An 11,248-nucleotide genomic window follows, 5' to 3' on the forward strand; every position below is an offset into this window, starting at 1 on the left:
TAACATAGACCTCGTATAATGACCATGCGATACATAAGAAACAGTAAAGCCAGGTCATGCTGCAAGAGCGCATGAAATCAGGAGGTCATGGTATGAAAAAGACATGGTTAAAACGTGCAATTCTTTCGATGATGGTCTGCGGTTCTGCTTTCGGGATCATTCCCGGCGTGCAGGCGGCAAACGTACGCATTCTGCCCGTAGATAACGCCAAATTTCTGGCAGGGGCCAAGTTTGATTTTGATGTAGAAGTCAGTCAGGCTAAAAACCTGAAAAACGTGGACATCACCATCAACAACCAGCCGGCAGGTAAATTTTTCGGAAAAGATCTGAAGGCGACGAATCTGGACAACGGGGTTATTTCCTATCGTGTAAACAGTGTGAACTTCCCCAAAGCCGGAAACTATACGGTGCAGGCTTCGGCAACGGATGATACGGGCCGTAATGTCAGCCATGCCCGCTATACGGTCGTTCAGGAAAAAGCACAGAAACAGGCCAAGAATGTCATTCTCTTTGTCGGTGATGGTATGTCGCTGCAGGCCCGTGAAATGGCACGTATTATCTCCAAAGGCATGACCAATGGGAAATATAATGACTTGCTGGCCATGGAAAAAATGTCGCATAACTGCCTGATTACGACGAGCGGCTACGATTCCTTGACGACGGACAGTGCCAACTCGGCATCGGCTTATGCGACGGGACATAAATCGGTAGTCAATGCCATGGGTGTCTATGAAGATTCGACAAAAGATCCCTTCGACGATCCCCGTGTGGAAAATATCAGTGAAATCGTAAAACGCAGCCGTGGCATGTCCGTCGGCATCATTACCCAGGCTGAATCGACCGATGCTACGCCGGCTGCCATGGTCGGCCATACGCGGCGCCGGGCCAACCAGGACTACCTGGCTTCGGAATATCTGGAAGATTACCATCGCCCGGATGTCATCATGGGTGGCGGTTCCAGCCGGTATATCCCTCAGACGGAAAAAGGATCGAAACGTCATGATAACCAGAACGTCATCCAGGAATTCAAAGATAAGGGCTATACCTTCGTCACAACATCAAAAGAAATGATGGCAGCGCCTTCCAATAAACCACTCCTGGGATTATTCAAGCCGGGGACGATGAATGTCTATATCGACCGGGAAATGCTTAAAAATCCCGAAGTATTAGGGAAATATACGGATCAGCCAAATCTGGTCAACATGACGAAAAAGTCTCTTGACATCCTCAGCAAGAACCCGAAAGGTTTCTTTGCCATGATTGAAGGCGCATCGATTGATAAACAGCTTCACGCTATGGACTGGCAGCGGGCTACCTACGATACGATTGAATTTGATAAGGCCATCGAATATGCCCAGAAATGGAATAAAGAACATGGTAATAATACGCTGATCATCGTCGTAGCCGACCATGCCCACGGCGCATCCATCACCGGTACCTATCATGAACGGGATGGAAAGAAAGGTCTGGCGGCCGTCCGCACCTATGCCGATTCTATCTTCCCGACATTCAAGGATGCTGACCACGATGGATTCCCGGACAATCCCGATCCCGATGTAACCCTGGCCGTCCAGTATGCCAACCATCCGGCTTATTATGAAAATTTCCACTTCCAGCAGAAACCGACGGCGCCGACGATTACGGAAAAAGTCACCAAGCAGGAAGCTCAGCAGATTGGTGACAAGACGGAATACCATCAGGTATCGACAGTCGTTGCCAAAGCTAACCCGGCCCGTCATCATGACGGTGATCCCGTCGAACTCATCCCGGCCAATATTCCCGATACCATCGGCGATGAATGCCATGCAGCCGACGATGTGCCGCTGAATGCAGAAGGCCCCGGCTCGGAATACTTTAACGGTGTCATGGATAATACGGAAGTCTTCTTCGGTATTATGCGTGCCCTGGGCATTGATGCCACAAAAAATGTGAAATAATCGTCCCCTTATATCGACAAGATAAAAACGACGGCCCCATGAAGTACGAATGGCTTCATGGGGTCGTCGTTTCTGTAGGGAGGATTTCCGGCTTTTTAGGTGAATAAACATACAAACAGCGTAAAACGATTAACCATAACCTATGAGAATAGAAAATAGAAAATATGATAAACAATCAGAATAATAATCCTTGACAGGGAGAGAAAACGCCTTATAATGTTGCCATGCAAGTCAAACAGACATGCAGACCAATACAACAACCCATATATACGATGAGCGAGAGCAAAAAGTGTGGCGTCTACTTTTTCAGAGAGTCCGTGGCTGGTGTGAACGGATAAAGCCGTCAGGCGAATATATCACTCGTGAGTACTTTTCCTGAATTAAGTAAGGGAAAGCGGATATCCCGTTATCGATACACCAAAGTATAATGCAGGGTGGTACCGCGTACAGACGCCCCTGTTTCGGCCGGAACCGGTGGAAACAGGGGGTGTTTTTATATGGGAATAAGAAGAGGAGAGTGGAGTAATCATGAAACACACATTGTTAAAACAAATCGTTGTTGCAGGACTGGCTGTCATGACGGCCGTATCCATCGCCGGCTGTGGGGGCAGCAAAGACGGGGACAGTAACGGTAAATCAGCCAAAATCGGATTTATCACGGCCTATACCGGTCCGGGTGCTGCTTATGGACAGGCCATGAAAGAAGGGGTGGATCTGGCTGTAGAAGAAATCAATAAAGATCCTAATACGAAAGTAAAGATAGACCTTAAGACCTACGATACTAAGCTGGATAAGACAGAAGCCATCAATGCGACGAAGAAAGCAATCGAACAGGACAAGGTCCTGGCTATCGAAGGACCTATGACGACCGGTGAAATTATGGCATCCGGCCCGATTGCCCAACAGGACAAGGTCGTCTGCTTTACTACCGGTGGGACCGGACCGGATGTCACCAACATTGGCGATTATATTTTCCGCAACGCCATCCCGGGCAAACTGGCTATTCCCCAGACGGTAAAGAAAGCACAGCAGAAATTGGGCTTCAAGAAAGTGGCTCTGTTATATTCCAACAATAACGACCAGATGGTTGGTGAAAGCAAGATTTATCAGCAGGTCTTTGCCGATGACGGTATCGAAGTCGTCGATACGGAAACCTTTGCCGATAAAGATACGGATTTCTCGGCACAGCTGACAAAAATCCAGGCCGCCAATCCTGATGTCATCGCCGTGGCAGGCCTCTATCAGGAAGGCGCTCTCATTGCTAAGAAAGCCCGTGAAATGGGGATGAACCAGCCGATTATCGGCAACAACGGATTCAACAGTCCGGAATATATCAAACAGGCTGGTGCCGCTGCCGATGGTACGATGGTAGCTACGCCGTGGAACCCGGAACGGCAGAGTGAAAAAGCTCAGAATTTCCGTAAAGCCTTCGTTGCTAAATACGGACATGAACCGGATCAGTTTGCTGCCCAGGCTTATGATGCCATGTACATTATCCACGAAGCCGTCGAAAAATCGGGTACGACGACGAACCGCAAGAAGTTCCGTGATGCTCTGGCCCAGATTACGAACTTTGAAGGTGCAACTGGAGTATTTTCTTTTGATGATCACCGTGATCCGTCTATGGATCTTGACGTACTGGTCATCAAAGACGGGAAATGGACACCGTTACAGTAATCGTTCTTTGTTTTTGCAGATAGAGGGGTATATATCGTGTTTTTTCAGCAGCTTATTAATGGGTTGAATCTTGGCAGCGCCTATGCTGTCATTGCCATTGGCTATACGCTGGTTTTCGGGGTGTTGAATATCATCAATATGGCCCATGGCGAAATCTTCATGTTCGGCGCCTTTATCGGCCTGATGCTGGTAACGGCCGCCGGAGCCAATATATTCGTGGCTCTCATCGGTGCCATGCTGGGCGGTGCGGTCTTGGGATTTCTGCTGGAATACCTGGCACTGCGCCCCTTGCGCCGCCGCAAGGTAACGCACTTGGCACCGCTTATCAGTACGATCGGCGTATCGATTTTCCTGGAAAGTCTGGCCCTCAAGATCTGGGGGCCCCAGACCCAGTCTTTTCCGCCTCAGTTTGAAGGGGCACTCATGGATGTCGGCCTCTTCAAGGTTTCCATGATCCAGATTGTCGGTTTCGGGACGGCTATCGTTCTGATGGTGCTGCTGACGCTCTTGTTGGATAAGACGAAAATCGGCAAGGCCGTCAAGGCGACGTCGGAAAATATCGAAACGGCAGGCCTTCTGGGCATTAACACCAGCCGCATCATTACCTTCACGGTCATGCTGGCTTCGTCCCTGGGTGCGGCTGCCGGCGTCCTGGTCGGTCTTTCCTTCAATGCCATCGAACCGACTATGGGCATGACTATGGGCTTTAAAGGCCTGGCTGTTCTCATCATGGGTGGCCTGGGAAACATCCGTGGCGCCATGATGGGCGGATTTATCCTGGGCATTGCCGAAGTATTCAGTGTCGCCTATGGCGCGTCGTCCTATCGCGATGCCGTCGCTTTCGGCATCATCATCCTCATCTTGTTCTTCCGGCCTGAAGGGCTCTTTTCCAAAGCCGGCAAAGGAGGCAGACCATAATGGATGAAATATTGAATGGGTATGTCCTGCAAGTCGTCGTGTTTTCCTGCATTAATATTATTTTGTCATTGTCTGTATACATGACATTATGTACAGGCCAGATGTCTCTGGGCAATGCCGGATTCATGAGCGTCGGTGCTTATACGTCAGCCATCCTGACCATGCAGGTCGGACTTCCTATGCCGGCTGCCATCGTTCTCGGTGGTATTATGGCCACTGCGGTTGCTCTCGTCGTCGGTATCCCGACGACAAGACTGCGCGGTATGTATCTGGCTATCGCTACATTGGGATTCGGTGAAGTCGTCCGCGTCCTGGCCTTGAATCTGAAAATCACCAATGGCGCCCTGGGCCTTTCGGGAATCCCTTCTATGGCCAATACCTTGGGTGACCTGGCCAGCGATTTCCTTGATGTCCTCGATATAGATAGCCAGACCGGCGGCCAGCTCCTCATGTGCCTCGTTCTGATAATTGTCGTTGTGGCGATCCTCTGGTTCTGGCACCGGCTGGAACAATCCCGCATCGGCCGGGCCTTTGCCGCTATCAAAGCCGATGAACACGCGGCGGAACTTTCAGGCATCCCTATTGTATATTATAAGATGATGTCCTTTTTATTCAGCGCGTTCTTTGCCGGTGTTGCCGGGGCTCTCTTTGCCCATACGGCCAATTTCATCAGCCCGACCGATTTCTCCTGGCATAAAGTCGTCGATGCCCTGTTGTATTGTGTATTCGGCGGCAGCAATGTCATGTGGGGTTCACCTCTGGGCGCAGTTATCCTGACCGTACTGCCGGAACTGCTGCGCGACCTGGCAGAATACAGGGATATGCTCTACGGTATCATGCTGGTGGCGCTCATGGCTTTCCGTCCCGATGGCATCCTGTCCTATGATGTCCTGAAAAAACTGCACCGCCGGCAGACGCCCCGGGCTGTGCAGGAAGCGGCGAAAGAAGGTGACCGGTAATGCTCCTGGAATTACAACATGTCGTCAAGCGATTTGGCGGGGTCACGGCGTCTTCCGATATTTCCTTTTCCGTGGAAGAAGGCCAGATTTACGGCATTATCGGACCCAATGGTGCCGGCAAGACGACCCTGTTCAATCTGATTACCGGCGTATATCAGGTATCGGAAGGAGATATCCTCTTTCAGGGAACGTCCATTGAAGGAAAGAAACCTCATGAAATCACCTCTCTGGGCATTGCCCGGACGTTCCAGAACATTCGCCTCTTTCCACAGATGACGGTCCTGGAAAACTGCCTCGTCGGTTGTCACACCCAGCTTCATTCCGGTATCTGGTCCAGTGTATTTCATACGAAAGGCCAGAGACAGGAAGAAAGGAAAGCACAGCGGCAGGCCATGGATTTCCTGAAGTTTGTCGGCCTCGATCAGGACGCCGATACGATTGCATCCAGCCTGCCTTATGGCAAGCAGCGCAAACTGGAAATAGCCCGGGCCATGTCTACTCATCCCAAACTGCTGCTCCTCGACGAACCGGCTGCCGGCATGAATGACAGCGAAACGGCGGCACTGGGGACACTCATCCGGGGACTGCGCGATACGTATCACGTGAGCATCCTGCTCATTGAACATGACATGAATCTTATGATGGATTTGTGCGACCGCCTGGTGGTCATTAATTTTGGCAAAAAATTGGCCGAAGGGACCCCGACGGAAATCCAGAATAATCCGGCTGTCATCGAAGCCTATCTGGGAAAGGAGGATGAAGAGTAATGCTCCTGGAATTACAAAACATCGTAGCCGGATATGGCAGCATCATGGCCCTCAAAGGCATCAGCCTGTCTGTACCGGAAGGCAGTATCGTTTCCCTTATCGGTGCCAATGGCGCCGGAAAATCGACGACCATGAAAACTATCATGGGATTGGTATCTCCCAGAGACGGGGAAATCCGTTTCAAAGGGGAACCCCTTGCCGGGACGAAACCCTATCAGGTCGTCCACGAAGGCATATCCCTGGTGCCGGAAGGCCGGCAGATCCTGCAGAACATGAGCGTCGAAGAAAATCTGTACCTTGGCGCCTACCAGCGCAGTGATAAAGAGGGTATTGCCGCAGACCTGAAAAAAGTCTATGACCGCTTTCCCCGGCTGGAAGAACGGAAAAAGCAGTTCGGCGGAACGCTGTCCGGTGGTGAACAGCAGATGCTGGCTATTGGCCGTGCCGTTATGGCCCGGCCGGAACTGCTCCTTCTGGACGAACCATCTATGGGACTGGCTCCCATCGTCGTACAGGAAATCTTTGACGTCATCAAAGATATCAATGGAAGCGGCACGACGATCCTCCTGGTCGAACAGAATGCCAAAAAGGCCCTGCAGATTGCCGATTACGCTTATGTCATGGAAACAGGGCATATCGTTCTGCAGGGAAAGGCATCGGAAGTAGCTGCCAATCCTCAGGTTACGGCGGCGTATCTGGGCGGCAAAAAATAATATCGGCTGTTTCACTGATGGCACTGCCCGGGAAGGGCAGATACTCCCTTCCAGCGCAAAAAGGCTGCCGCAAAATGACCTACAAGCTCATTTTACGGCAGCCTTTCGTGTCTTATCGCAGACGCGTATTTATTTACCCAGTACGCCTTCGAGGAAGGCAGCCGTATCGGACAGATAATCGGCCTGGTAGCTTTCGATATCGCCCTTATCGCAGTGCGCGGCAAAGGCTGGATCGATCGGCAGTTTGGCCGTATGGCTGATGCCATACTTCTGAGCCGATTCATCGACGCGGCTCGGGCCGTAGATTTCTACTTTTTCATGGCAGTTCGGGCATTCGAAGTAGCTCATGTTTTCGATGAGGCCCAGGACGGGGATGTGCATCAGTTCAGACATCTTCAATGCCTTTTCGACGATGAGGGAAACCAGTTCCTGCGGGGAAGTGACGACGAGGATGCCATCGACGGGCAGGCTCTGGAATACGGTAAGGGGAACATCGCCCGTTCCCGGAGGCATATCGACGAACATGTAGTCGATGTCGCCCCAGAGCACGTCGGTCCAGAACTGTTTGACTGCTCCGGAAATGACCGGTCCTCTCCAGACGACGGGCGAGGCCGTATCTTCCAGAAGGACGTTCATGGACATGACTTCAATGCCGCCTTTGGTGACGACAGGATTGATGCCGGCTTCGCTGCCTGTAGCACGGTCGGTGATGCCGAATACTTTCGGAATGGAAGGGCCGGTAATATCGGCATCGAGGATTGCCGTTTTAAAGCCACGGCGGTGCATCTGTACGGCCATGAGCGACGTGACCAGGGATTTACCGACGCCGCCTTTGCCGCTGACGACGGCGATGACGTGTTTGACATGGGTGCCTTCATGAGGCTTTGCCAGAAGGCTCTGTGGTTCCGTACGGCTTTCACAGTTGCTGGCGCAGCTGGAACAGTCGTGATTACAGTTTTCACTCATTGTGTATCATTCTCCTTTTGTGGGATCGTATCCCGTTTTTCGCGGACAGCCCGGCAGAATGGATTGCAGCACGAACTGGCGCGTTCACAAACCTGGATTTTACCGCCCTGGATGAGCAGGCGTCTGCCGTATACCAGTGCCAAAGCTACTTTATGACGGGCCGATTCATAGATTCCCGTTACAGTCGTGCGGCCTACATCCATCTGTACAGCAGCCTGTTCCTGTGTCAGACCGACCAGATCCATGAGGCGGATGACTTCATATTCATCGACAGTCATTACGATAGTATCACAATCATTTTGCTTTCCGTCGGGAGTAAACGATTCCTGACGGGGCAGAGAACAGACACGGCGGCAGCGTTGGGGACGCGGCATAAATACTCCTCCTTTCACCATGACGATACAGGGCATGGGCTGTACCATGCCCTGTTCCTATTATACTGGTGATGATGACATATGTCAAAACATAGATATATTATAACAGATATAAAGAAATACGATGACGCAAAAAGCAGACCGCCGGAAAGACGGTCTGGCATAATCAGATAATATCGATATGACAGCGCTTCATGGCGCGCAGGGCTTCGGCGTGGCTTTCCGGTGTGACCCCGGCACAGCAGTCGCTCCGGACGGCGATTTCCTTTTCCGGGAAATAGGCTTTTAGGAGCATGGCATTGGAAATGACGCAGATATCCGTGCAGAGCCCCATGAGGACCAGGCGGTCGTATGGTGCCGCTTCTTCGACGAGCTGGGTGCAGCCGAAAGTCGGTTTTTCCAGGACCGGTGCCATGAGCGTGTACGGCAGAAGGTCCCGGCAGATCTGCCAGCCGTGGGTATCGCGGATGCAATGGGGAACGGGGAGTTTACGTCCTTCCTGCGTATCCATATAGTCTTCGCCATGTGTATCCTGGGTGAAGATGAAATCCGTCTGGTGCGTTTCGTCTTTTTTGGCAGCCTGAAGAAGGGCTTCGATGCGCGGTACGATAAGCGGTGCTTCTTTCGTACCCAGGGCCCCGTCGATGAAATCATTCTGCATATCGATGATAATATAAGCTTGTTTCATGAGTAGGACATCCTTTCTACTGCATTGCCTGACGCAGCTTCTGCACGTATGCCGGCACATCATCACAGGTCATGAGTCCGGTCATGACGCAGGCGCCGGCGATGGGGATACCGGCCAGCTGTGGCAGCGTTTCCGGTGTTATACCGCCCAGAGCATAGACCGGAACGTGTACGGCACTGGTAATATTGCGCAGTTCCTGGAGGCCGATAGGCGGCTGGGCCGGCTTGCACGGCGTGGGCAGCACGTGGCTGGCGATGATGTAATGGGCTCCCAGTTCTTCGGCCAGACGGGCTTCTTCCGCGCTGTGTACAGAAACTCCCAGGCTGGTCATATAATAGGTAATCGCCGTGTGGGACTGCAAATAGTCCAGCGAACATTGGAAACGGGGGATGTGGAGTTTGACACCGACGCGGCCAAAGTAACTGAGGATACACTGTTTCTGATGCAGATTACAGAGCCGCTGCATTTTTTTGGCATAATTTGTGTATTCTTCTTCGTCGAGATTTTTTTCGCGCAAAATAATGCTGTCGATATCAGAAGCTGCTACTTGTTCCATATGATCCCAGTAATTTTGTTTGCATAGCGCACGGTTTGTTACAGCAATCAATTTCAACACAATATATCACCCTTGTCTTTTAACGTTATCTCAACTGTTAACAATATATATCATTATACATTTATTTCTCTTAACTATCAATAAATTCTCAGCTATATTATGACGATAAGGCATAAAAAAAGGAAAAAATCGTTGCTGAATTACGATAAATTAATGCATTTATGGAATAAACATTCATTCATACCAAAATGAAATACAAGGAATAGACTTTATTTTTTTGCATAATCATTATATAATAAGTATATATAATATGCGACAATATGCGACGGCAACATGAGTAAAGACGCATTACTTTTTCACCGGACCCCCTGGAGGACGGGGGATGGCGGATGGAAGGTGGCAGTATGTTAACAAATTCAGAATGGCTGGGAATCAACGAATTATCCCTGCTGATCCACGGTACGGATACGATCCGGGACATGCAGCGGTATTTTTTGGAGGCATTGCGGAATATCGTACCGTTTGAACGGGCCGCTTTTTTTCTGTTTCATGAGGAAACGGGCGGTCTTCTGGTGTTGCAGTCTCCTTTCTGTATCCACATGAATCCGGAGATTGTCAAGGCTTATGGCCGGTTGGTCAATACGAACGGCATTTGCCGCCGCGTCATCAGCCTGCGCCGCACCATGGCCTATCGCAGCAGTGATCTGGTCACGCCGGATGAAGAGGTGACAGACTCGGTGACAGAAGTCCGGAAATCATTTCTTCTCCCCAATGAAGTCAGCTTTTATAGCGGCATCGTCCTGGCCGATGATCGGAAACTGCTGGGAGAAGTCGTCCTCTACCGGACGGACCGGCAGCGGGATTTTACCGATAACGAAATGGAAATACTGGACCGGCTGAAAGATCATCTGGCTATCCGCTTGCGCAGGGAACGGAAGGAATGCCAGGTGCAGCAGCACGAAAAAGATCAGGAAGAAAGCCAACTGATAGCTATGGGGCTGACTCCCCGGGAAAGTGAGATTGCCAGCCTGGTCATGAAGCAGTATTCGACGGAAGATATCAGCCGTCATCTGGTCATCAGCCAGTGTACAACAAAAAAACATCTGCACAATATTTTTGCCAAGCTGGGCGTCAGCAGCCGCCTGCAGCTTATGGAAGCCATACGGACGTGGGAACGGGCCCGGGAATAAGTACATAGGGAATCAGCCTCTGCACGGTAGATATCGTGCAGAGTTTTTTTATGAATACAGATGAGTCTATTTTGACCAAATGTCTGTTCTTCACATCCAACAGATTGTCCAATATCCTGTGCAAGGAATTCTATTTTTGCACAGGAGCACAAAAGCCTGTCTATAAGCAGCTGACCGGCACACCTAAAGCCTCTTTCTGCATTGAAAACAAGTTTTCTCCCGTCATGTCCTTCAACGGGGATGTGGTTTTTGAGGAAAATATGGAATACAAGGAAAGAGCCTTCCAAATCCTGCCCATGCTGAAAAAGATGTATCAGGAGCCGACTAATCCGTTGTTCAAGGTGTTTCACATCAATATCAAGAAGATACGGACGTTCAGCTATGCTGAAGGGCCGAAAGAGTATAGTTTGGAATGAGCTGTTTTTTAGGCAAGATAAGTTTTTAACATCCGTTGAACAGCCATTTCCAGCTTCATCTTGCCCTCGCTGAGACACCACTCGAAG

The 11,248-nt window shown here is 50.5% G+C and carries 12 protein-coding genes and 1 other annotated feature; of the genes, 8 read left to right on the forward strand and 4 right to left on the reverse strand.

Annotation, left to right across the window (positions count from 1 at the left end):
* The first annotated feature begins 92 nt into the window (after positions 1–92).
* The 6 genes from B2U90_RS08150 (at position 93) to B2U90_RS08175 (ending at position 6,971) form a co-directional block, all read left to right on the forward strand.
* Positions 93–1,937 (forward strand): alkaline phosphatase, encoded by a 1,845-nt coding sequence (locus B2U90_RS08150; RefSeq protein WP_292017553.1) that lies wholly within the window; start codon positions 93–95, stop codon positions 1,935–1,937.
* A gap of 263 nt (positions 1,938–2,200) precedes the next feature.
* Positions 2,201–2,398: a binding site (T-box leader), on the forward strand.
* A 67-nt stretch (positions 2,399–2,465) separates the two neighbouring features.
* Positions 2,466–3,614 carry an ABC transporter substrate-binding protein gene (locus tag B2U90_RS08155; protein ID WP_113856411.1) on the forward strand — a complete coding sequence of 383 codons (1,149 nt, stop codon included), beginning with the start codon at positions 2,466–2,468 and terminating at the stop codon, positions 3,612–3,614.
* Positions 3,615–3,650: 36 nt separating this feature from the next.
* Positions 3,651–4,532: a branched-chain amino acid ABC transporter permease gene (locus tag B2U90_RS08160; protein ID WP_113856410.1), complete on the forward strand. Its 882-nt coding sequence runs from the start codon at positions 3,651–3,653 to the stop codon at positions 4,530–4,532.
* A complete protein-coding gene (locus B2U90_RS08165) occupies positions 4,532–5,491 on the forward strand; it encodes a branched-chain amino acid ABC transporter permease (protein WP_292017554.1) in 960 nt (319 codons plus the stop codon). The genes B2U90_RS08160 and B2U90_RS08165 overlap by 1 nt, the downstream gene beginning before the upstream one ends.
* Entirely contained in the window at positions 5,491–6,258 is a 768-nt protein-coding gene (locus tag B2U90_RS08170; RefSeq protein ID WP_059076507.1) for an ABC transporter ATP-binding protein, read from the forward strand. The genes B2U90_RS08165 and B2U90_RS08170 overlap by 1 nt, the downstream gene beginning before the upstream one ends.
* A complete protein-coding gene (locus B2U90_RS08175) occupies positions 6,258–6,971 on the forward strand; it encodes an ABC transporter ATP-binding protein (protein ID WP_059076508.1) in 714 nt (237 codons plus the stop codon). The genes B2U90_RS08170 and B2U90_RS08175 overlap by 1 nt, the downstream gene beginning before the upstream one ends.
* Before the next feature lie 129 nt (positions 6,972–7,100).
* Here the strand turns inward: B2U90_RS08175 and B2U90_RS08180 are convergent, their stop codons facing one another.
* The 4 genes from B2U90_RS08180 to B2U90_RS08195 all read right to left on the reverse strand — a co-directional run bounded on the left by B2U90_RS08180 (position 7,101) and on the right by B2U90_RS08195 (position 9,615).
* Positions 7,101–7,937, reverse strand: a complete 837-nt coding sequence (locus B2U90_RS08180; protein WP_059076509.1) for an Mrp/NBP35 family ATP-binding protein — start codon at positions 7,935–7,937, stop codon at positions 7,101–7,103.
* Positions 7,934–8,311 carry a DUF134 domain-containing protein gene (locus tag B2U90_RS08185; protein WP_113856408.1) on the reverse strand — a complete coding sequence of 126 codons (378 nt, stop codon included), beginning with the start codon at positions 8,309–8,311 and terminating at the stop codon, positions 7,934–7,936. The genes B2U90_RS08180 and B2U90_RS08185 overlap by 4 nt, the downstream gene beginning before the upstream one ends.
* Before the next feature lie 166 nt (positions 8,312–8,477).
* Entirely contained in the window at positions 8,478–8,999 is a 522-nt protein-coding gene (locus B2U90_RS08190) for a cysteine hydrolase family protein (protein WP_059076511.1), read from the reverse strand.
* Between the two features lie 16 nt (positions 9,000–9,015).
* Positions 9,016–9,615 carry a thiamine phosphate synthase gene (locus tag B2U90_RS08195; RefSeq protein WP_292017555.1) on the reverse strand — a complete coding sequence of 200 codons (600 nt, stop codon included), beginning with the start codon at positions 9,613–9,615 and terminating at the stop codon, positions 9,016–9,018.
* Positions 9,616–9,959: 344 nt separating this feature from the next.
* On the opposite strand from B2U90_RS08195, the gene B2U90_RS08200 reads away from it, so the two are divergent.
* Both B2U90_RS08200 and B2U90_RS08205 read left to right on the forward strand, forming a co-directional pair.
* A complete protein-coding gene (locus B2U90_RS08200; protein WP_162816296.1) occupies positions 9,960–10,745 on the forward strand; it encodes a LuxR C-terminal-related transcriptional regulator in 786 nt (261 codons plus the stop codon).
* A gap of 50 nt (positions 10,746–10,795) precedes the next feature.
* Positions 10,796–11,161, forward strand: a complete 366-nt coding sequence (locus B2U90_RS08205) for a hypothetical protein (RefSeq protein ID WP_292017556.1) — start codon at positions 10,796–10,798, stop codon at positions 11,159–11,161.
* Positions 11,162–11,248 lie beyond the last annotated feature (87 nt).

Origin of the sequence: Megasphaera sp. UBA4233, assembly GCF_002395615.1 — a bacterium.
Taxonomy (GTDB): domain Bacteria; phylum Bacillota; class Negativicutes; order Veillonellales; family Megasphaeraceae; genus Megasphaera; species Megasphaera hexanoica.

Bases quoted from the DNA above. Each gene is read 5' to 3' on its own strand.
- B2U90_RS08200 (WP_162816296.1), top strand. From the start codon at position 9,960: ATGTTAACAAATTCAGAATGGCTGGGAATCAACGAATTATCCCTGCTG.
- B2U90_RS08180 (WP_059076509.1), bottom strand. From the start codon at position 7,937: ATGAGTGAAAACTGTAATCACGACTGTTCCAGCTGCGCCAGCAACTGT.
- B2U90_RS08150 (WP_292017553.1), top strand. From the start codon at position 93: ATGAAAAAGACATGGTTAAAACGTGCAATTCTTTCGATGATGGTCTGC.
- B2U90_RS08190 (WP_059076511.1), bottom strand. From the start codon at position 8,999: ATGAAACAAGCTTATATTATCATCGATATGCAGAATGATTTCATCGAC.
- B2U90_RS08185 (WP_113856408.1), bottom strand. From the start codon at position 8,311: ATGCCGCGTCCCCAACGCTGCCGCCGTGTCTGTTCTCTGCCCCGTCAG.
- B2U90_RS08155 (WP_113856411.1), top strand. From the start codon at position 2,466: ATGAAACACACATTGTTAAAACAAATCGTTGTTGCAGGACTGGCTGTC.
- B2U90_RS08175 (WP_059076508.1), top strand. From the start codon at position 6,258: ATGCTCCTGGAATTACAAAACATCGTAGCCGGATATGGCAGCATCATG.
- B2U90_RS08205 (WP_292017556.1), top strand. From the start codon at position 10,796: ATGAATACAGATGAGTCTATTTTGACCAAATGTCTGTTCTTCACATCC.
- B2U90_RS08165 (WP_292017554.1), top strand. From the start codon at position 4,532: ATGGATGAAATATTGAATGGGTATGTCCTGCAAGTCGTCGTGTTTTCC.
- B2U90_RS08170 (WP_059076507.1), top strand. From the start codon at position 5,491: ATGCTCCTGGAATTACAACATGTCGTCAAGCGATTTGGCGGGGTCACG.